The following is a 23,012-nucleotide window of genomic DNA, read 5'->3' as shown; positions in this document are numbered from 1 at the left end:
TGACAATTTTTTATAAAAATAAAAAAAAAGCTCCTTTAATAGGAGCTTTTAATAAGTTATTATTTTATAGAATTAACTTAATATACTGTTGAAGGTTTTGCTAGGTCTCATAACTTTATTAGCTAAATCTTCATTAGGAAAATAATAACCTCCAATATCTGCAGGTTTTCCTTGAATACTGTTTAATTCATTTATAATAGTATTTTCATTTTTAGCAAGAGCATCAGCTATAGGTTTAAATTCTTCTTTAAGTTCTAAATCTTTGTCTTGACTTGCTAACTCTTGCGCCCAATACATGGCAAGATAAAAATGACTTCCTCTATTGTCTAGCTCGCCAGCTTTTCTAGAAGGCCCTTTTTTATTTTCTAATAATTTCTCGGTAGCATCATCTAAAGCATCACCTAAAATTTTTGCTTTTGGATTGTTGTTTACTTGCGAAAAATAGTCTAAAGAAACAGCCAAGGCTAAAAATTCTCCTAACGAATCCCAACGTAAGTGGTTTTCTTCTAATAATTGTTGAACGTGTTTAGGAGCAGAACCACCAGCACCAGTTTCAAACAAACCACCACCATTCATTAATGGTACAATAGATAGCATTTTAGCACTAGTACCAACTTCTAAAATTGGAAATAAATCTGTTAAATAATCTCGTAAAACATTACCTGTTACAGAAATGGTGTCTAGTCCGTCTTTTAATCTTTTACAAGTTAAGCGTGTAGCCTCAATAGGAGATAGAATTTTTATGTCTAAACCTTCAGTATTGTAATCTTTTAAGTAAGTATTTACTTTTTTTATTAATTCTCTATCATGAGCTCTATTTTCATCTAACCAGAAAATAGCTGGTATTTTTGAAGCTCTTGCACGTGTTACAGCAAGTTTAACCCAGTCTTGAATAGGGGCATCTTTTGCTTGACACATTCTCCAAATGTCACCAGTTTCAACGGTATGACTCATTAATGTATTTCCGTTATCATCAATAACATTTACTGTTCCATTTGATGGAATTTCAAAGGTTTTATCATGAGAACCATATTCTTCTGCTTTTTGAGCCATTAAACCAACATTAGGTACGGTACCCATTGTAGTAGGGTCAAAAGCACCATTTTCTTTACAAAAATCTATAGTTGTAGCATAAACACCAGCATAACTACTATCTGGAATAACAGCTTTGGTGTCTTGTAATTCACCCTTTGCATTCCACATTTTACCAGAGTTACGTATCATAGCAGGCATAGATGCATCAATAATTACATCACTAGGTACGTGTAAGTTAGTAATGCCTTTATCTGAATTTACCATGGCAATGTCTGGTCCGTTTTTATAGGTAGCTTCAATATCGGCTTCAATTTCAGCTTTTTTATCTGCAGGTAATTCATTAATACGCTCAAGTAAATTACCTAAACCAGAATTTACATTTACGCCTATTTTTTCTAAAGTTTCTCCATGTTTTTCAAATACATTTTTAAAGTAAGCCTTTACAGCATGACCAAAAATAATTGGGTCGCTTACTTTCATCATAGTACCTTTCATGTGTAATGAAAAAAGAATACCTTTTTCATTAGCATCTGCTACTTGTTTTTCTAAAAAAGTAACTAATGCCTTTTTATTCATTACTGTAGCATCAATAATTTCATCTTTTAAAACGGGGAAGCTATCTTTTAAAATGGTAGTGTTACCAGATGTATCAGTATGAACTATTTTAATATTTGTAGCTTCAGGAAGTGTAACTGATTTTTCATTGTGAGCAAAATCATTGTCTTGCATTGTAGCCACATGCGTTTTAGAATCTGCAGTCCATTCTCCCATAGAATGCGGGTTCTTTTTAGCATAATTCTTAACAGCTTTTGGTGCGCGTCTGTCTGAGTTTCCTTCTCTTAAAACAGGATTTACTGCACTTCCTTTAATTTTGTCGTAACGAGCTTTGATGTCTTTTTCAGTATCATTTTTTGGCTCGTTAGGGTAATCTGGAATAGCAAAACCATTAGCTTGAAGTTCTTTTATAGCATCTTTTAACTGCGGAATTGAGGCACTAATGTTAGGGAGTTTAACAATATTAGCCTCTGGTTTTTTAGCTAACTCTCCTAGTAAAGCCAAATCATCTGAAACTTTTTGGATATCATTTAAAAAATCTGGAAATACGGCTAAAATTCTAGCAGCTAAAGAGATGTCTTTGGTTTCAATATTAATTCCAGAAGACTTTACAAAAGCCTGAACTATTGGTAGAAAAGATCGTGTTGCTAAAGCCGGAGCTTCATCAGTTTTGGTGTAAATTATTTTAGACATTAGTGTCAAGTTTTTATTGAATTATTTAGAAGCTAAAAACTAGATAAAATATGAAGATTTGTTTTTAGCGATGCGAATATACAAAAATAGACATTCATTACTACGTAAATGTTAAATGAAAAGTAATAAAACAGTTAAATTTATTAGAATTATAAAAAAGTGGTTTACCAATACGAATTTTGCAATAAAAGGAATAAATGAGCTAAAAAAACAAAAGCCATATCATTGCAGAATTCAATCTCCCTTGATATGGCTTTCTATGAAACAACATTACTGTTATCTATTTTAGTAGTAATACTAAACTAACTTGAATTTTCATCAAGTATTTCAATTTCAGCATTGTTATTTCAAGTGAAACAGTAATAATTTTCAAAATGTATTGACCTATTACTAGCTGTTTCGGTTAATTGTTTCTCTTGATACCATTAATCTCACTTTTCGTTTGCACGTCTAGTTTGTTAATAGTATTGCTTTGTTTACAACTTTTGCTTTCACTCCAGTTGTTTTTTAAGCTTTCAGTTACACCAGTTACCGCCTACTTGCGCGTACGATACTTTTGCAACATCATGGTTTTTTAGTTTACATGCCTACACATGATTCTTCAAAACCTCAAAAAACAATTATAATAAAGAACGTTACCTTATTAAGAAATAACACTAGTTCACTTTTAAAATGAAAACAACTCTTTAGAGATTTGTTGTTATTTCTTTGGCTAATATAAGACCACTCTTTTAAAAAACAAATTTTTTAAGGTGTTAGATATCAACTATTTATAAACGGTAGTTATTAACAAAAGTTAATAACAAAAAAAGCTTTGATATTTATCAAAGCTTTTGTAATTGTTTAATGGTAATGTTTTACTAGCGTCTTTGCTCTTTAATTCTAGCTTTTTTACCAGTAAGACCTCTAAAGTAATAAATACGTGCTCTACGTACTTTACCACGTTTATTGACTTCTATTTTTTGTAATGCAGGTAAATTAATAGGGAAGATACGTTCTACTCCAATTGAACCTGACATTTTTCTAATTGTAAAGGTTTCAGAACTACCAGATCCTCTTCGTTGTATTACAACTCCTCTAAAAAACTGCGTTCTTGTTTTGCTTCCTTCTTTAATTTCGTAATAAACAGTAATAGTATCACCAGCGCTAAATTCTGGTAAGTCTTTTTTTGTTACAAATTCGTCTTGTACAAATTTTACTAAAGATTCCATCTTTATATGTTTTTATAAATGGTTGATTCAGAACAACATTCACGATTTTCGCCAGAGGTTAACCTGAAATTGGCTGCAAAGATAATTAAAAAGTTAAAATTGAAAAGCTAAAAGCTAAAAGTTTTTTACAAGAGTAGTTGTAATTTATTTTTTTAAACTGGGTTTAGCTTTTTTAAAGTTATTGATTGCTAGAAATAAAAAACCAATTCCAAATATTAAAAATGAAAAATTTTGAAAGAATGACATGGCTATTTGTGTTTTAATCATGACGTCTGTACTACTAATTCTTGCAGCCCAAATATTTACTGCAAAGCTACTAAAATAGCAAATTAAACTAAGTGCACTACCTGTAAGTAAAAGAGCTGTTGCAATTGTTCTTTTTTTATAAATTAAAATAAAAGATGCTATAAAAATAATTAAATGAACAATTGCGTTAATAAATCCAGAAATCATAAATTGATTCTGAATGCTGTCTAAATTTTCCATATTTTATTAATCTTTAAGTAAGTCTGGTCTGCGTTCTTTAGTGCGTTCGTAAGCTTTATCTTCACGCCATTTTTCAATTTCAGGAAAGTTGCCGCTAAATAATATTTCGGGTACTTGCCAACCATTATATTCTCTAGGGCGTGTATAAATAGGGGGTGCTAACAAATTATCTTGAAAAGAATCTGTTAAAGCAGAGGTTTCATTGCCTAAAACTCCTGGTATTAACCTAATAACAGCATCACAAAGAACGGCAGCACCCAATTCGCCACCAGACAATACATAATCTCCTATAGATATTTCTTTGGTTATAAAATGATCGCGTACGCGTTGGTCTACGCCTTTATAATGACCACATAAAATAATGATGTTTTCTTTTAATGATAGTTGGTTGGCAATACTTTGGTTAAGGGTTTCACCATCAGGCGTCATGTATATTATTTCATCGTAGTCTCTTTCGGCTTTTAAAGCAGAAATACATTTGTCTATTGGTTCAATCATCATAACCATACCAGCGCCACCACCAAACTGGTAATCATCAATGGTTTTGTAATTATCAGTAGTATAGTCTCTTAAGTTGTGAAAATGAACTTCAACTAAATTAGCTTCAATGGCACGTTTTAAAATAGAGGCTTCAAACGGACTTTTAAGTAATTCTGGTAAAACGGTAATGATGTCTATGCGCATTGTTATTTTTATATTGGGCAAAGATAATTTAATTGTTGGTTATGGCTAGAATGAAGTTATATTGTTTTGTTTAACTGTATGGGGACGTGTCGTTTTAATGATTGATATTCAACCTTAAAGGAAGTTAGTTGAAAATTAAAGCAAAGTCAATTAAATAATGTTTCAACAAAATAATAAACTCATCACAGCAATATCAGCCAGAAAAATCAGTTAAAAGTATCATATTAATGCATTGTTAAAGCGCTTGCATAATAGCTTTATATTAGTATTTTTGTAGCCACTTGCATAAATTTTTAATCCATGAAAATTAGTAATTTATTAACTTCTGTATTCGTTCTTTTTATTACAGTAATTAATGCGCAATCATCTCAAAAAGAAACGCTTTTTTGGGTTGATAATGACCCTGTTACTGTTACAGAATTTTTAAGGGTTTACAATAAAAATTTAGATTTAGTTCAAGATGAATCTCAACGAGATATAGATGAATATCTTAAACTTTTTACCAGCTACAAATTAAAGCTAAAAGAAGCTAAAAATTTAGGACTTCATGAAAAGCCAACCTATAAAAAAGAGTTAGAAACTTACAAAAAACAGTTGGCAAAAAGTTATATGAAAGATGCTAAGGTTACAAATGCTTTAATAGAAGAAGCTTATGAGCGTGTTTCATATGATATCAAAGCCAACCATATCTTAATTAAAATACCACAAAATGCCAATCCTAGAGATACGTTAGTGGCTTATAATAAGTTATTAAAATTAAGAGAAAGAGCTTTAAAAGAAGGGTTTGATGAGGTTAGAAAAGAAGTACATGATGGCAAAACAATATTCGGCGAAGAGTTAGGGTATTTCTCTGGTTTTAAAATGGTGTATAGTTTTGAAACGGCAGCCTATAATACACCTGTTGGAGAAATTTCTAAACCATTTAGAACACGTTTTGGCTACCACATAGTTAATGTTTTAGATAAGAGAAAGTCTAGAGGAGAGCGTACTGTTGCTCATATAATGGTTGTTAAAAAGAAAGAAGATACATTAAGCAAACCAGAAGTTAGAATACAAGAAATTTACAGTAAATTACAACAAGGAGAAGCTTTTGAGGATTTGGCTAAACAATTTTCAGATGATAAAAGTTCTGCTTCAAAAGGAGGGGAGCTAGCACCATTTTCTGGAGGACAATTAAGAGCTCAAAAATTTGAAGAAGTAGCTTTTAGTTTAGAAAATGTAGGAGATGTATCTAAACCATTTCAATCGGCATACGGTTGGCATATTGTTAAGTTGCTAAACAAAAAATTAATACCTCCTTTTGAAGATATGAAAGGAGAATTAGAGGCTAAAGTTAAAAGAGATGACCGTTCAAAATTAATAGATGAAGCCTTATATAGTTCACTAAAAAAACAGTATAATGTAACTGATAATCAAGTAGCATTAGATTATTTTTCATCAATATTAAATGAAAACTATTTTAAAAGAACCTGGAAGTTGCCACAAGATTTTACAGCTAATAAACCTCTAGTAAAAATAGGAACAAAGCAAATTACTTATAAAGATTTTGGAGACTATTTATTAGAAAAACAAAAAGGAAGAATATATAAAAAACCTTTAAAAGCGTTTACAAAAGATAAGTATGAAGAATTTATAAATGAAAGTTTATTACAATATAAAGAAGCAAATTTAGAAACCGAAAATGAAGATTTTGCCAATATATTAGCAGAGTATAGAGATGGTTTATTGTTATTTGATTTAATGGAAAACACCATTTGGAATGCTTCTGAAACAGACTCTGTAGATATAAGAAATTATTATGAAGCTAATAAAAGTAAATATGTTGTACCAGAACAAATAGATGCTGTGGTGGCTGCTTCAAATAAAAAGAAAACGCTTAAAAAAGTGTCTAAACTTTTAGAGGAAGGAATGAGTGTTGATAATATTAAAAACCTAATAAATACTAATAGTAAAGTTGAAGTAATTTTTACTTCAGAAATTATGGATGCTTCCAATAAAGCACTTCCAGAAACCTTTCCTTTTAAGGTAGGAATTTCAAATATATATAAGCATAACGGTGGTTATGTTGTGGCAAAGGTTAAAAAAATCATACCACAAGCCCAAAAAACTTTTGAAGAAGCCAAAGGTCTTGTTATTAGTGATTATCAAACATACAAAGAAGAAAATTGGGTAAATTCTCTAAAAGAAAAATATAAGGTTGTTGTAAATAAAGACGCCCTTAAAAAGGTGAAATCTCAAATAAAAAAATAAAAGGTGCGTTTAAAATTAATCATAATAGTTGTATTTGTTACGCTGGCATCATGTGAATATTTAAAGAAACCTGATGAGCAAACCGCTGTAGCTAGAGTTAATGAATCTTATTTGTATTATGATGATATAAAAGATTTGATAAACGAAGAAACTAGCGTACAAGATAGCACGCTTATTGTTCAAAATTTCATAAACAAATGGGCTACACAACAATTGTTTATGGATGGTGCAATGATTAACTTAAGCCAATCAAAGCAAGAAAGCTTTAATAAATTAGTAAATCAATACAAAAATGATTTATACACCAAAGCCTATATTGAAGCCTTAGTAAAAAGAAGTATTGATACCGTTGTTACTAAAGATGAAGCACAAGAGTATTACAATAATAATAAAGAGGCATTTAAATTAAATGAAGAACTTATAAAATTTAGATACATTCATGTTGATGAAAAAATTATCAATTATGATGATATAAAAGAACGGTTTAAACGTTTTAATAATGAAGATAAAAAAGAGTTAGATTCTATTTCTATTCAGTTTAATTCTTATTCATTAAATGATTCTATTTGGATAAAATTAAGTCAGGTTATAGAAAAAATTCCTGTAGTAACTCCAGAAAACAAAAATGAACTGTTAAAAAAATCTAATTTTGTGCAACTCAAAGATTCATTAGGAGTATATTTGATGCAAATTAACGATGTACTATTAAGAAATAATACAGCACCGTTAGAATATGTAAAGCCTACAATAGATCAAATAGTCATTAATAAAAGAAAATTAGAACTTATTAGGCAATTAGAAAAAGATATTATTAAAGATGCTATTAAAAACAAACAATTTGAAATTTATAAATAATTTAAAGTTAGCAAGTGTTTTATTAACTTGTCTTTTTGCAGCAAATATTTTAACTGCACAGGAAATTATTGATGATAAACCAAAAGAAGTAAATTCTACTCAAGTAAGAGATACTACTTCTAATGCATTTAAAGCCACAAAGGTAGATGGCGTAGCAGCAGTGGTTGGAGATTACATAATTTTAGAATCTGATATTCCAAAAGAAAGAGAGCAAATTAAAGCTGCAGGAGGTAACGTAGAAGGTGTTACAGATTGCGAATTAATGGGTTCTAAATTAGAAAGTAAACTCTACGCACACCACGCTATACAAGACAGTATTCAAGTGTCTGATGCAGAAATTAGGCAACAAGTAGATTACCAAATTCAGCAGTTTTTACAATATTTTAATGGCTCAATGGAAAAACTATTAGCCTATTATAGAAAAGATGATGAAGAAAGTTTTAGAGATGAAATGTTTGAGATAAACAAAAGCAACCAACTAGCTTCTAAAATGCAAGCAAAAATTGTTGAAGAGGTAGAAATAACTCCAGAAGAAGTACGTGAGTATTTTAATAAGATACCAGTAGATAAAAGACCTGTTTTTGGTACCGAATTAAAAGTAGCTCAAATTGTTGCAGAACCTAAAGTAAGTGAAGAAGAAGAGCAAAGAATTATAAATAGATTAAATGAATTTAGAAGAGATGTCTTAGAAAATGGCGCTAGTTTTAGATCTAAGGTAGTACTCTATGGTGAAGATCCAGGATTAAAACAGTCTGGTTACATTTACACATTAGACAGAAAAAAACCAAGAATGGTTAAAGAGTTTAGGCAAGCTGCTTTTGCTCTTCAAGAAGGAGAAGTATCAGAACCATTTAAAACAGATTTTGGTTATCATATAGTATATTGTCAAAAAATTAGAGGGCAACAATACGATGTAAGCCATGTGCTTTTAAAACCAAAAGTTTCAGAAGAAGCTATAAAAGAAGCAAAAGAAAGATTAGAAAAAGTAAGACAACGAATTGTTGATGGTGATATAACTTTTGCAGAAGCAGCTAAAGAAGCTAGTGATGAAAAAGAAACTAAAAATGATGGCGGACAATTAATAAACCCAGAAACCCAAGATTACAATTTTGAACTAACAAGAATGGATACTGGGTTGTATGCACAAATTCAAAATTTAAAAGATGGTGAAGTAAGTTTAGTTTTAAAAGATGAAGATAATCGTGGTAACGTAAAGTTTAAGATTTTAATGGTTACCGATAGGATAGATGAACACACTGCAGATTATGCTAGAGATTTCCTTAAAATTAAAGAATTAGCTTTAAAAGAAAAACAGTTACGCGCTATTGAAAAATGGCAATCAGAAAAAATAATGGACACTTATATAAAAATTAGTGGAAAATATAGAGACTGTGATTTTACTAGTAACTGGTTAAAAAAGTAGAAATATGTCTGATGTAGCTGCTATAGAAAAATTTGTTAAAAAATATAATCAGTTAAAAGTAGAAATAGCCAAAGTAATTGTTGGGCAAGATGATGTAGTTAATCAAATATTAATTTCTGTTTTTTCTGGCGGTCATTCCTTACTAATTGGGGTTCCAGGATTAGCAAAAACATTAATGGTAAATACTATAGCCCAGGCATTAGGGCTAGATTTTAAACGCATTCAGTTTACACCAGATTTAATGCCAAGTGATATTTTAGGAAGTGAAATTTTAGATGAAGACCGTCACTTTAAATTTGTTAAAGGCCCTATTTTTGCTAATATTATTCTTGCCGATGAGATTAACAGAACACCACCAAAAACTCAGGCAGCTTTATTAGAAGCAATGCAAGAACGTGCTGTAACAGTTGCAGGTCATCATTATAAATTAAATTTGCCCTATTTTGTATTAGCTACCCAAAATCCTATTGAGCAAGAAGGAACATACCCATTACCAGAAGCACAGTTAGATCGTTTTATGTTTGCCATAAATTTAGATTATCCAACATTTTCTGAAGAAGTTGCGGTGGTTAAAGCAACAACAAACGATGAAAAAGCGGTAGTAAACGCATTATTCTCTGCCGATGAAATCTTAAATTATCAGCATGTCATTCGTCGTATACCTGTGGCAGATAATGTTATTGAATATGCAGTATCAATGGTTGGCAAAACCAGACCAAATAGTGAGTCGGCGGCAGATTTAGTAAAACAATATATAGACTGGGGAGCAGGTCCTAGAGCATCTCAAAATCTAATTTTAGCAGCAAAAACTCATGCTGCAATTCATGGCAAATTTTCACCAGATATAGAAGATGTACAAGCTGTAGCTTACAGTATACTTCGCCATAGAATTATAAAAAACTATAAAGCAGAAGCTGAGGGTATTTCGGAAAATCAGATAATTACAAGTCTATTTTAAAAATTTTAAGATTAACTATTAATACATTTGTATTTTTCGTTATAAAATTTTGAAAATATTACAATCATTTTATTCAAATATATCACATTAATTAAAACGTTTATTAAGCAATAGCAATACTTACGTTATTTTTAAAATCTTTACATTAATTTCGTATTTTGCGCTGCTTTTTGAAATAAAAAAACAACTAAAACTTATCATAATAGTAAAATAACTTTTTATAGTAAATAAATGTAACTTGTGTTCTTTTTAATTTTACTGTTATACTCATTTAGATATTGAAAATTTTAATTTATGAACTATACCGATTACATCAAGGAAATTGAAGAAAGGAAAGCTCAAGGATTACACCCTAAGCCAATTGATGGAGCTGAATTATTAAGTGAAATTATTTCGCAAATAAAAGATTCAGACAATAAATATAGAGAAGACTCTCTAAAATTCTTTATTTACAACACTTTACCAGGTACCACCAGTGCTGCAGGTATAAAAGCAAAGTTTTTAAAAGAAATTATCCTTGGTGAATCTGTTGTTCCAGAAATCTCACCTGAATTTGCTTTTGAGCAATTATCACATATGAAAGGAGGCCCTTCAATAGAGGTACTGTTAGACTTAGCATTAGGTGAAGATGCTTCTATTGCCGCCAATGCAGCTAAAGTATTAAAAACACAAGTGTTTTTATACGAAGCAGATATGGAACGTATAGAAAATGCATATAAAGAAGGAAGTGCTATTGCAAAAGAATTATTAGAAAGTTACGCACAAGCAGAGTTCTTTACAAAATTACCAGAGGTTGAAGAAGAAATAAAAGTAGTAACATATATTGCTGGAGTAGGTGATATTTCAACCGATTTATTATCTCCAGGTGCCGATGCTCACTCAAGATCTGATAGAGAATTACACGGACAATGTATTTTTGAGCATAATAAAAAGATGCAACAAGAAGTTCTAGCATTAAAAGAGCAACACCCAGATAAACGTGTTATGCTAATTGCAGAAAAAGGTACTATGGGTGTTGGGTCTTCAAGAATGTCTGGAGTAAACAACGTAGCACTTTGGACGGGTATTCCATCATCACCATATGTGCCATTTATAAATATTGCACCAGTAATTGCAGGTACAAACGGTATTGCACCAATTTTCTTAACTACTGTTGGTGTAACTGGAGGTATTGGTATCGATCTAAAAAACTGGGTACAGCAAAAAGATGAAAACGGTAATACTATAGTTGATGAAGAAGGAGAACCAATTTTAAAAGAAGTTTACTCTGTAGCTACAGGTACAGTACTTACCATAAATACTAAAAAGAAAAAGTTATATAACGGATACAAAGAGTTAAAAGATATTTCAGATGCGCTAACGCCTCAAAAAATGGAGTTCATTAGAGCAGGAGGATCTTATGCAGTAGTATTTGGTAAAAAATTACAAACATTAGCTTGTAAAATTTTAGGAATTGATATCCCTCAAGTTTATGCGCCTTCAAAAGAAATTTCTATTGAAGGACAAGGTTTAACGGCAGTTGAAAAAATCTTCAACAAAAATGCCGTTGGTAATACACCAGGAAAAACATTACATGCAGGTTCTAATGTACGTGTAGAAGTTAATATTGTAGGCTCTCAAGATACCACAGGTTTAATGACGTCTCAAGAATTAGAAATGATGGCAGCAACCATTATTTCTCCTATTGTAGATGCAGGATATCAATCGGGTTGTCATACCGCTTCTGTTTGGGATGATAAGTCTAAAGCCAACATACCTAGATTAATGAAGTTTATGAACGACTTCGGATTAATCACAGGTCGTGATCCAAAAGGTCAATATCATGCTATGACTGATGTTATTCACAAAGTATTAAATGACCTTACAGTTGATGATTGGGATATTATCATTGGAGGTGATTCACACACACGTATGTCTAAAGGAGTTGCTTTTGGAGCAGATTCAGGAACCGTGGCCTTAGCTTTAGCAACTGGTGAAGCTACTATGCCAATTCCAGAATCAGTCAAAGTAACCTTTAAAGGTCAAATGAGAAGTTTCATGGATTTTCGTGATGTTGTACATGCAACGCAACAACAAATGTTAAAACAGTTTGGAGGAGAGAATGTATTCCAAGGAAGAATCATCGAGGTTCACATTGGTACACTAACTTCAGATCAAGCCTTTACTTTTACAGATTGGACTGCAGAAATGAAAGCAAAAGCATCAATCTGTATTTCAGAAGAAGAAACACTTATAGAATCTTTAGAAATTGCTAGAGACCGTATCCAAATCATGATTAAAAAAGGTATGGATAACGAAAAGCAAATGCTTCAAGGTTTGGTTAATAAAGCAAATAAGAGAATTGAAGAGTTAAAAACAGGTACTAAACCAGCATTAAAACCAGATGCTGATGCAAAATATTATGCTGAAGTTGTTATTGATTTAGATGAAATTGCTGAACCAATGATAGCAGATCCTGATGTAAATAACGAAGATGTATCTAAGCGTTATACTCATGATACTATTCGTCCGCTATCTTACTACGGTGGTACTAAACAAGTAGATTTAGGGTTTATTGGGTCATGTATGATTCATAAAGGCGATATGCAAATATTGGCTAAAATGTTGAAAAACATTGAAGCACAACAAGGCAAAGTTGAGTTTAAAGCGCCATTAGTAGTTGCGCCACCAACCTATAATATTGTAGATGAACTAAAAGCAGAAGGCGATTGGGAAGTACTAGAAAAGTATGCTGGTTTTGTGTTTGATGATAATAACCCAAAAGCAGCAGCACGTACCAAATACGAAAACAAATTGTATTTAGAGCGTCCTGGTTGTAACCTATGTATGGGTAACCAAGAAAAAGCAGAACCAGGAGATACCGTTATGGCAACATCTACACGTTTATTCCAAGGAAGAGTAGTAAAAGATACCGATGGTAAAAAAGGAGAATCTTTATTATCATCTACACCAGTTGTTGTATTATCTACCATATTAGGAAGAACCCCAACTATGGAAGAATATGAAGCTGCGGTAGAAGGTATTGTACTTACTAAGTTTAAACCATCTCAAAAAGAACTTGTATTGCAATAAACAATAAATAGATTATAAATACAAAGCTCGGGTTTTTCAACTCGGGCTTTTTTTTGATTAAAATAGCAAGTATAGATTTAAATTAACTCGTTATAAGACAAGTCTATATTTTTACTTTTTAAACGGTATTCTAATTTCGTATATTAGTAAACCTATAATTGAATTATTAAAAATTTAAAATATACACTTATGGCATTTGATATTGATATGATAAAAGGCGTTTACGCAAGAATGAAAAATCGTGTAGATACCGCCCGAGACATAGTGGGTAAACCACTAACATTATCTGAGAAAATATTATACAATCACCTTTGGGATGGTACGCCAACAAAAGCTTTCACTAGAGGAAAAGATTATGTAGATTTTGCTCCCGATAGAATAGCGTGTCAAGATGCTACGGCACAAATGGCCTTATTGCAGTTTATGCAAGCTGGTAAGAGCAAAGTAGCTGTACCAACAACCGTACATTGCGATCACTTAATTCAAGCTAAAGACGGTGCCGAAAAAGATTTAAAACAAGCAAATTCTGTGAGTAGTGAGGTATTCGATTTTTTAGAGTCAGTATCTAATAAATATGGTATAGGTTTCTGGAAACCGGGAGCAGGTATTATTCATCAAGTAGTACTAGAAAATTATGCATTCCCTGGAGGCATGATGATTGGAACAGATTCTCATACCGTAAATGCAGGTGGTTTAGGTATGGTAGCCATTGGTGTTGGTGGTGCCGATGCGGTAGATGTTATGGCAGGTATGGCTTGGGAGCTTAAATTCCCTAAATTAATAGGCGTGAAGTTAACAGGGAAACTTTCTGGTTGGACAGCACCTAAGGATGTTATTTTAAAAGTAGCCGAAATTCTCACTGTAAAAGGAGGAACAGGTGCTATTGTAGAATATTTTGGGCCAGGAGCAACGGCTATGTCTTGTACTGGTAAAGGAACCATTTGTAATATGGGAGCAGAAATTGGTGCAACCACATCTACTTTTGGTTATGATGAATCGATGGATAGATATTTACGAGCCACTGATAGAGCTGATATTGCAGATGCAGCTAATGAAGTAGCTCCTTATTTAACAGCCGATGCTGAGGTGTATGAAAATCCAGAGCAGTATTTTGATCAAGTTATAGAAATTAACCTATCAGAATTAGGACCATTATTAAACGGGCCATTTACTCCAGATTTATCTACAAAAGTAGGTAAAGATATGACCAAAAAAGCCACAGAAAATGGATGGCCATTAAAAGTTGAATGGGGGTTAATAGGGTCTTGTACAAATTCATCTTACGAAGATTTATCAAGAGCCTCTTCTATTGCACAACAAGCCTTAGATAAAGGTTTGAAAACTAAAGCAGAATTTGGTATTAACCCAGGATCAGAACAAGTACGTTATACAGCAGAACGCGATGGTATTCTTCAAGTATTCGAAAAATTAGATGCTAAAATATTTACTAACGCCTGCGGACCATGTATTGGGCAATGGGCAAGATATAAAGACCCTAAAAATGCACCAAAAAACAGTATAGTACACTCCTTTAACCGAAACTTCGCAAAACGTGCCGATGGGAACCCAAATACGCATGCTTTTGTAGCATCTCCAGAATTAACTGCGGCTATTGCTATCGCTGGTCGTTTAGATTTTAATCCTTTAACAGATACTTTGATTAACGAAAATGGTGAAGAAGTAAAGTTAGACGAACCAACAGGATGGGAACTACCACCAAAAGGATTTGAAGTAAAAGATAACGGATATTTGGCGCCTGAAGAAGATGGAAGTCATGTAAATGTTGTGGTTAAAGAAGATTCTGAACGTTTACAGTTACTAACACCCTTTGAACCATTAGGAGATTCTATTACAGGAGCCAAATTATTAATAAAAGCCTTTGGTAAATGTACCACAGACCACATTTCTATGGCGGGACCTTGGTTACGTTACAGGGGACATTTAGATAATATAGCAAACAACACATTAATTGGTGCTGTAAACGCTTTTAATAAGCAAACAAACTTTGTGAAAAACCAGTTAACTGGAGAGTATGGTGGTGTGCCAGATGTACAGCGCGAATACAAAAAAGCAGGTATAAAAACAGTTGTAGTTGGAGATCATAACTATGGCGAAGGATCATCTAGAGAACATGCTGCAATGCAACCTCGTCATTTAGGAGTTGCAGCAGTAATTGTTAAGTCGTTTGCACGTATACACGAAACAAACCTTAAAAAGCAAGGTATGTTAGGTTTAACTTTTGCTAATGAAAATGATTACGATTTAATTCAAGAAGATGACACCTTCAACTTTTTAGACTTAAACGAATTTGCTCCAGACAAGCAATTAACTTTAGAGGTAGTTCATGCTGATGGAAGTAAAGACATCATTAAATTAAATCACTCATATAACGATGCTCAAATAGAGTGGTTTAAAGAAGGTTCGGCATTAAATTTAATTAAAAAGCAAAACGCTTAGGTTTTAATTCATTTATAAACAAAAAACCAACGTGGAAAGCGTTGGTTTTTTGTTTATGTTTTAATCAGGTTTATTAAGCTGATGTTATTGATTTGAATAGTAGGTTAAATGCGTTCTAACAACCAGTTTTTAAATTCAAAAAAGTTTTGAGGAGCTACACCATGCCCCACAGGAAATTCAGAATATTGGTGCTTAATATTTAAGCTTTTTAAAAAAGTAGGCGTTTGTCTTGCCCAATCTACAGGAATTACTTGGTCTACACTACCATGAGAGCAATAAAAATCTAGATTAGAATAATCTCTGCCTTCTAAATCTTTTGGAAGAATATCATGATAAACATAACCACTTAAAGCCACTATATTTTTAACTTTTTCAGGATAATTTAAGGCTACTCCGTAACTTAAAATACTACCTTGACTAAAACCTAAAAGTGTTACGTTATTTTTATTTACCGGATAGTTTTCAGTAGCTTCATCTATAAATTTAGCAATTAAATCTCTTGATGCTTCGGCTTGCTCTTTATCATTCCATTTACCTTTTTCAGCATCGAAATTAATGGCATACCAAGCATTTCCATAGGGAGACAGGGGGTAAGGAGCTCTTACTGAAATAATAAAAAAATCATCAGGTAATTCACTAGCAAACGAAAATAAATCGTTTTCATCGCTACCGTATCCATGCATCATTATTAGTAAAGGTGCATTTTCTTTTAAAATTGAAGGTCTAGTAATATGGAATAAAGAAAGTGAGTTGTTCATTGTTTATCGTCCTATATTTGAAAACCATTTTTGGAATAGCTCTCCTAAAAGAGGAACGGTTTGAGCTTTACCTATAACAGCGTTTATTAAACCATAAATAAACAATACACTAAAAAATAAATAAAATCCTGATGTTACGCCCCAGTTATCAAAGCCACTAACAACAAAGCCTAAAATATGAAACATAAGCCATAAGCCTATAGATTGTCTTAAATGAAAGGCTGTGAACGGATTGTTTTTATCATTATTTAAAAAATAAGCAACAATTATACCTATAAGGGCTAAATAACTTACTATGGCTAATCCTTTACCTTCTTTAATATCTTGTTGAGTCATTTATTAATTATTTAAAGACACTTTATTATTTGAAATAATACCGTAAACATTTCCTTTTAAACTAGCTTCTAGAAAAATGCTATTTTTAGATTTAGATAAAATATGATTTTTATTAAAAGTGTATTTACCATCTGGATTAAAAAGTGTTATGTTGGCTTTTTCTCCAATATTTATAGGTGAATAATTTACACCAAAACGTTGTTTTCCTTTAGTAAGTAAATCTATAGTTTTTTTAGTGGTGAAAATGGTTTGTAATGCTCCAAATGCACTTTCTAAACCTATGGTTCCGTAATTAGCATGATCAAACTCTACTTTCTTTTCTTCAATGTCAATAGGGGTGTGGTCACTAGTTACCATATCTATAGTTCCGTCTTTAACACCTTCAATTAAAGCATCAATATCTGTTTGAGTTCTTAATGGAGGAAGCACTTTATAATTAGAATCAAAAGATGTTAAAACGTCGTCTGTAAAGCATAAATTATGAATAGCAACGCTACAGGTAATATCTAATTTTTTCTTTTTGGCTTCTCTAATTAATGCAACAGATTTAGCGGTTGAAATGGTTGGGATATGTAGTTTGCCACCAGTGTATTCTAGCAAGAATAAATCTCTTGCTACTTGTAATTCTTCGGCTAAAGCCGGTATTCCTTTTAAACCTAATTTGGTGCTAGTTATATTTTCATTCATAACTCCTAGACCAGAAATTTTATTTTCTTGAGGAAATGAGCATACTAATCCGTTAAAATTAGAGGCATATTGAAGCGCAATTTTCATTAGGTTAGGGTTGCTAATAGACTTTTTGTAATCATAAAAGGCTACAGCTCCAGCGGTACTCATATCATAAATTTCGGCTAAATCAACACCTTTGCTATCTATGGTTAAGGCTCCAATTGGTAATACCGTTACAGCATTATTTTTTGCTTTAGCAGTAACAAAGGTAATGTGAGAATTAGTATCTAAAACCGGATGCGTATTTGGATTTAAAGCAATGGTGGTAAACCCTGATGCAGCAGCAGTTTTAAGTCCGTTTTCAATGGTTTCGCGTTCTTCAAAACCAGGTTCTCCAAAACAAATACTACTATCAAACCAACCTTGAGAAATATGTAAGTTTTCTAACTTTATTTCTTGGTAGTTGTTAGTGTTTTTAATGTTTTTTGCAATTTTTAAAATCGTGCCATTTTCAATTAAAATATCTTGAGTTAAATTGTGAAACTCACTTTTTGAATCTATTATGGTGGCAGATTTTATAAGTATGTTCATTTAAAGTATTTTAAGATGAGCATTTCAATAATTAATAATACTAGTGCAAAAATAACAAACCATTTCCACAGAACATTAACTTTTGCATCACTTTTTATGGTATTAAAAACATGGGCTATTGAATTACTCAATGTTACATTTTCTAAATTTGAAAGGTCTTGGTATATTAAGTTACTCTCATTACGATTGTAATTATAACTAACATTTTTAATGATTTCGTTTTTGTTTTTAATATTATATATGTTAGCTATATTGGGTGTTTCAGAGGTGTTAATAATTACTTTATTGTTAAAGTATTTTTGTCTTGGTATAATGCTAATACCATTATTAACAAGAGATAAAATATCATCTTGTTGTAATTGGGTTGCTACTTCAAATTCATTATTATTTCCAATGGTATAGTATAATTCTGGTGTTTTAAAGCTTTGTTTTGCAATATTATAAAGAGTTGGTACTATTAAAGGCGAATTTTTAAAATTTGAATTATCGGCATTTAAGGCCGAAGTAAAAACAAATACATTTTGGCTTTGAAAAAGAAAAGGTTTATCATCTTCATAACTTAAAATAGAGGTGAAATTATTTGAAGTTGTTTCATAAAAACTAAGCACTTTTGGATATTGAAAATTAGTTACCTGTTTTTCAAAAACACCTTTTTTGTATAAAGGGTGTGCATAGTTAATTGAGGTAATTCTTTTTTCTGCTAGAATTTGATTGCTAAAACCAGAATTATAATTTGTTAAAAGTAAATTGTAAGATTGTAGATTGATGGTTTTAGATGGAATAATTATTACAGACCCACCTTGTAATGTAAAATGTTTTAATGCCGAAACCATTGCATTTGATATAGTTTGAAGCTCATTTAAAATAACTAAATGTTGTTGGTCTATAATATTGTAGTTTAAAGCATTGCTAGACGTAGAAATTAGATTAAACTCATTAGCAGTAAAAATCTTTTTAAGAAAAACATCATCACCGTTATTAATAGCTAAAACGTTAATTTTAGATTTGTTATTTATATTAAAATACAGGCTGTTATCAAACTGTAAGCCAGTATCATCAATAATTATTTTTCCATTAATTATGTTGTTTGTAGGAATTGTAAAAGTGGTTTCTGCTTCTTTAGTTATTTCTACAGATGTTTTTGCAATTAATGTATCTCCATTAAATATTGATATGGGTATATTTTCAATGGGGTTGCCACTATTTTTTAATACAACTTTAAGTCGATGGTTAGTAGGGGTAGTTTCAGAAATATAAGCCGTATCAATAGAAACGTTATTAGTGTTTATAGGTTCTAATTTTACTAACCTTAAATTGGTAAGAGAGTCTAGTTGCGGATTAAAATCACCGGTTTGTTGCTGAAAATCAGAAACAAATACCATATTTTTTAATGTGCCTTTTTTATTGCTAAAAAGTGTTTTGCATTTTAAAAAAGCAGATTCTAAGCTTAATTGATTAGGTGTATAATCTAGCCGTAGTAAATCATTCTTAATAGTTTTAATAGGGGTGTTTTTAAAAGTATTATTATTTGTTACAACAGATATTTTGTCATTTTCAGGAGCGTTACTAATAACATCTTGAATAGCCCGTTTTAATAATTCTCCTTGACTTCCTTTAGCTTGCATACTAAAAGAGTTGTCAATATAAATTACGGTTTCTTTTTCAACTTTAAAGGTGTTATTTTTAGAGTTAAAAGGTTGCGCAAAAGCCAAAATTATAGCGGCTAAAAGCAATAACCTAGTACATAGAATTAACCATTTTTTTATTTGAGAACTTTTTCTAGAATTTTGTTTTATTTCTTTTAAAAAGGCAACATTGGTAAATGCTTCTTTTTTAAAGCGTCTTAATTGAAATAAATGAATAATAATAGGAACTAGTAGTAAAAATAAAGCGTAAAGAATTTCGGGGTTTTTAAACTGCATTCCTATTTAGATTTATCAAAACTACATATTTTTTTCAACAAAAGAATATATAATCTTTTATAGGTTTTAAATTTAAACTTGTTAAGTATTTTTTAATGTCTTTTTGGGCTTCTTTATTAGCCACAGTTACAAGACTTTGAGGATTTGTAATGTTTTTTAAGGCATTAAAATTTAAAAGTTTTTTACCGTAAATATCTTTTCCAATTTTATTTGGGTTATCGCATATCCATTCAAACGGAATGTTTTGTTCTAAGAATAATTTTGCCATTAGTTTTCCTTTGGTTCCTGCGCCCCAAATTACAGGTGTTTTAGTTTTGTTGTAATCAATATCTAAATAATGATGTACTTTTAAAGTTGTGAAATGATTTTGAGCATAATGTATATGTGTGCGTGATGTTCTGGTACTATAATCTCGCCATTTATGAATTATGGTATTACAAGGAATGCATTTAAATTGGTGTTTGTAAAACCTAAAAGTTAAATCGTAGTCTTCTGGATAAATATTGGGGTTAAAAGCATCACAAGCTATTAAATCTTCTCGATGAATCATCCAACAAGGAGAAGGAATTACACACTCTTTATAAATTTCATCATAATTGCTGCCTGTTTTTGTTAAGTTGTTAAGCCAAGTTTCATAACTTTTATAACCTTCTCCAACACCATATTTACTAAAATATTCTACTAAACCAACTGCAACATGTTTTTTACCATATTGTGTTAAATTATTGGCTAAAATTTCTAATTTATTAGGCATCATAATATCATCACTGTCCATTCTTGTAATGAACTCACCAGAGCTATTTTTAAAGGCTAGTTTTAGAGCAGAGATAATACCCTTGCCATTGTTTTTAAATAGTTTAATACGCTTATCTTTTGAAGCAAATTCTTTTACTAATTGAAAACTATTATCTGTAGAATGGTCATCAATAATTAGTAATTCCCAATTAGTATATGTTTGATTTAAAATAGAATTTAAGCATTCACTTAAATAAACTTCTGTGTTTTTAAAGGGTGTTAGTATACTTATTAATGGTGTTTGCATAGGGCGAATATACTATCTTTTAACAAAATCTTAAGACTAGCAAATGTAACATAATGGTATTTTGCAAGTCATTTAAAAAACTATAAACTCAATGTAATGAATAAAAGATTTTTTGCTGCAATTTTTGCAGTTATTTTAATGGCAAGTTGTAGTACAACTAAACAGACTGCCAATGATTTAGCAATAAATTCGCCTATAGAAACTACTATTGATTTATCAAATGTTCAAGATGATAAAGCGCCAGTAACCATCAATCCTGGAAGGTTTACACAAGAAACGGTAACGTATAGATTACCAAAAGTAATACCAGGCACTTATGCAGTTAGCAATTTTGGTAAATATGTTGAAAATGTTAAGGCCTACAATTACAAAGGCGAAGAAATGGCTGTTACTAAATTAGACGATAATTCTTGGTCTATTACAGGAGCAAAAGCGTTAGATAAAATAACCTATTTTGTTAATGATACTTATGATGAAGAAACCGAAGGAGGTATAGGTAAAAAAGTACCATTTTCTCCAGCAGGAACTAATATAGAACCCGAGAATTTTGTATTAAATTTACATGGATTTATAGGATATTTTGATTCTTTAAAAAATAATCAGTACAAAGTAAATGTAACAGCACCTGCAGACTTTGTAAGAACATCGGCATTGCAAAAGGTGAGTTCTAATACCAGTGAAAATGGTAAAAATGTAACAACAACGTATTTAGCTACTCGCTATTTTGATATTACCGATAACCCAATGATGTATGGTAATTTAGATGTTGAAGAGTTTCAGGTAGGTGATATTAAAATTGTTTTAAGTGTGTATTCTCCAAACAAACTACACTCTGCAAAATCATTAAAAGAAACCATATATAAAATGATGAAAGCTCAAAAAACTTATTTGGGCGATATTAATTCTACACCGCGTTATGATATTTACGTGTATTTATCAGAACAAAAAGAAGATTCTCCTAAAGGCTTTGGAGCTTTAGAACATCACACTTCAACTGTGGTTGTAATGCCAGAAGATATTTCAGAAGAAGCTCTTGCTGAAAGTATGATAGATGTGGTATCTCATGAGTTTTTTCATATTGTAACACCATTAAGTGTACATTCTGAAGATGTGCATTATTTTGATTATAACAATCCAACATTTTCAAAACATTTATGGATGTATGAAGGTGTAACAGAATATTTTGCAACCTTATTTCAAGTAAATCAAGGGTTGGTTGATGAAGCAGCATTTTATAATAAAATAATGACTAAAATTCAAAGAGCATCTCAAATGAATGATGCTATGAGTTTTACTATTATGAGTGAAAATGTCTTAAAAGAACCTTATAAAGATCAATACTTAAATGTGTACCAAAAAGGAGCCTTAATAGGTATGTGCGTTGATATTTTAATTAGAGAAGGAAGTAACGGAAATAGAGGTATTCTAAGTTTAATGAAAGAATTATCAAATAAATACGGTAAAAATAAACCTTTTGAAGATGATAAATTAATAGATGAAATTGTAGCTATGACCTACCCATCTTTAGCCGATTTCTTTACCACACATGTTATAGGAGATATTCCTATTAATTACAACAAGTTTTTAGAAAAAGTAGGTTTAGAAATTGGCGAAGGAAAAGTAGAAACCAATTATATTTTAATGGATGGCGCTCCTATTGTTGGTGGAGATCCAGAAAAAGGAACAATTTTCTTTACAGATAAAGTATTAAAAAATAGTTTTTGGGAAGAAAATGGTGCATTGCCTAATGATGTAATAAAAAGCATTAATGGTACAGATTTAACCTTACAAAATGCAAATAAAGTTTTACAAGATGTTTTTATGTGGAAACCAGGTATAGATATTGAGGTTAAGTTAGATAGGAATGGTGAAGAAATAGTTATTAAAACAACAACTACTAAGTCTTATACAACAGGTAAAGCTATTGTTGAAAAAGCAGATGCTACAGAAGCTCAAAAGGCATTAAGAAAAGCTTGGTTAAAGGGCTAAAATAATTTATAACTTAATATAATTAA

Annotated in this window: 16 protein-coding genes; 7 read left to right on the top strand and 9 right to left on the bottom strand. The window is 31.2% G+C overall.

Annotated features, from left to right (window positions below):
• Positions 1–72 precede the first annotated feature (72 nt).
• The 4 genes from J1D01_RS10955 to trmD form a co-directional block, all read right to left on the bottom strand.
• A complete protein-coding gene (locus J1D01_RS10955) occupies positions 73–2,283 on the bottom strand; it encodes an NADP-dependent isocitrate dehydrogenase (protein WP_421150840.1) in 2,211 nt (736 codons plus the stop codon).
• A gap of 860 nt (positions 2,284–3,143) precedes the next feature.
• A complete protein-coding gene (gene rplS, locus J1D01_RS10950) occupies positions 3,144–3,494 on the bottom strand; it encodes a 50S ribosomal protein L19 (RefSeq protein ID WP_372936715.1) in 351 nt (116 codons plus the stop codon).
• Positions 3,495–3,638: 144 nt separating this feature from the next.
• Positions 3,639–3,980, bottom strand: a complete 342-nt coding sequence (locus tag J1D01_RS10945) for a hypothetical protein (protein ID WP_372936717.1) — start codon at positions 3,978–3,980, stop codon at positions 3,639–3,641.
• A gap of 6 nt (positions 3,981–3,986) precedes the next feature.
• Positions 3,987–4,664: a tRNA (guanosine(37)-N1)-methyltransferase TrmD gene (gene trmD, locus J1D01_RS10940; RefSeq protein ID WP_372936719.1), complete on the bottom strand. Its 678-nt coding sequence runs from the start codon at positions 4,662–4,664 to the stop codon at positions 3,987–3,989.
• Positions 4,665–4,964: 300 nt separating this feature from the next.
• Between trmD and J1D01_RS10935 the strand changes: the two genes are divergently transcribed.
• The 6 genes from J1D01_RS10935 to J1D01_RS10910 all read left to right on the top strand — a co-directional run bounded on the left by J1D01_RS10935 (position 4,965) and on the right by J1D01_RS10910 (position 15,679).
• On the top strand, positions 4,965–6,914 hold the full coding sequence (locus J1D01_RS10935) for a peptidylprolyl isomerase (RefSeq protein WP_421150839.1): 1,950 nt from the start codon (positions 4,965–4,967) through the stop codon (positions 6,912–6,914).
• 3 nt (positions 6,915–6,917) lie between these two features.
• Entirely contained in the window at positions 6,918–7,769 is an 852-nt protein-coding gene (locus tag J1D01_RS10930; RefSeq protein WP_372936723.1) for a peptidyl-prolyl cis-trans isomerase, read from the top strand.
• Positions 7,732–9,192 (top strand): peptidylprolyl isomerase, encoded by a 1,461-nt coding sequence (locus J1D01_RS10925; protein WP_421150838.1) that lies wholly within the window; start codon positions 7,732–7,734, stop codon positions 9,190–9,192. Before J1D01_RS10930 ends, J1D01_RS10925 begins: the two co-directional genes overlap by 38 nt.
• 4 nt (positions 9,193–9,196) lie before the next feature.
• Positions 9,197–10,150, top strand: a complete 954-nt coding sequence (locus J1D01_RS10920; RefSeq protein WP_372936915.1) for an AAA family ATPase — start codon at positions 9,197–9,199, stop codon at positions 10,148–10,150.
• 294 nt (positions 10,151–10,444) lie between these two features.
• On the top strand, positions 10,445–13,222 hold the full coding sequence (locus J1D01_RS10915) for a bifunctional aconitate hydratase 2/2-methylisocitrate dehydratase (protein ID WP_421150837.1): 2,778 nt from the start codon (positions 10,445–10,447) through the stop codon (positions 13,220–13,222).
• Positions 13,223–13,411: 189 nt separating this feature from the next.
• Complete coding sequence (locus J1D01_RS10910; protein WP_372936917.1) at positions 13,412–15,679, top strand: aconitate hydratase; 2,268 nt, start codon at positions 13,412–13,414, stop codon at positions 15,677–15,679.
• 104 nt (positions 15,680–15,783) lie between these two features.
• Here the strand turns inward: J1D01_RS10910 and J1D01_RS10905 are convergent, their stop codons facing one another.
• From J1D01_RS10905 to J1D01_RS10885, 5 genes are read right to left on the bottom strand one after another with little or no spacing between them, the layout of a single operon-like run.
• Complete coding sequence (locus J1D01_RS10905) at positions 15,784–16,437, bottom strand: alpha/beta hydrolase (RefSeq protein ID WP_372936918.1); 654 nt, start codon at positions 16,435–16,437, stop codon at positions 15,784–15,786.
• Between the two features lie 3 nt (positions 16,438–16,440).
• Positions 16,441–16,773 carry a hypothetical protein gene (locus tag J1D01_RS10900; protein ID WP_372936919.1) on the bottom strand — a complete coding sequence of 111 codons (333 nt, stop codon included), beginning with the start codon at positions 16,771–16,773 and terminating at the stop codon, positions 16,441–16,443.
• Positions 16,774–16,776: 3 nt separating this feature from the next.
• Positions 16,777–18,033, bottom strand: coding sequence for a dihydroorotase (locus J1D01_RS10895; RefSeq protein WP_372936920.1), 1,257 nt, complete (start codon positions 18,031–18,033; stop codon positions 16,777–16,779).
• Positions 18,030–19,955, bottom strand: coding sequence for a vWA domain-containing protein (locus J1D01_RS10890; RefSeq protein ID WP_421150836.1), 1,926 nt, complete (start codon positions 19,953–19,955; stop codon positions 18,030–18,032). Before J1D01_RS10890 ends, J1D01_RS10895 begins: the two co-directional genes overlap by 4 nt.
• A gap of 34 nt (positions 19,956–19,989) precedes the next feature.
• Entirely contained in the window at positions 19,990–20,997 is a 1,008-nt protein-coding gene (locus J1D01_RS10885; RefSeq protein ID WP_421150835.1) for a glycosyltransferase family 2 protein, read from the bottom strand.
• 96 nt (positions 20,998–21,093) lie between these two features.
• On the opposite strand from J1D01_RS10885, the gene J1D01_RS10880 reads away from it, so the two are divergent.
• Positions 21,094–22,986, top strand: coding sequence for a peptidase M61 (locus J1D01_RS10880; RefSeq protein WP_421150834.1), 1,893 nt, complete (start codon positions 21,094–21,096; stop codon positions 22,984–22,986).
• The last annotated feature ends 26 nt before the right edge of the window (positions 22,987–23,012 follow it).

The sequence above is a fragment of the Seonamhaeicola sp. NFXS20 genome (genome assembly GCF_049132085.1).
Lineage (GTDB): Bacteria > Bacteroidota > Bacteroidia > Flavobacteriales > Flavobacteriaceae > Seonamhaeicola.
This window is presented reverse-complemented; position numbering and strand designations above follow the sequence as displayed.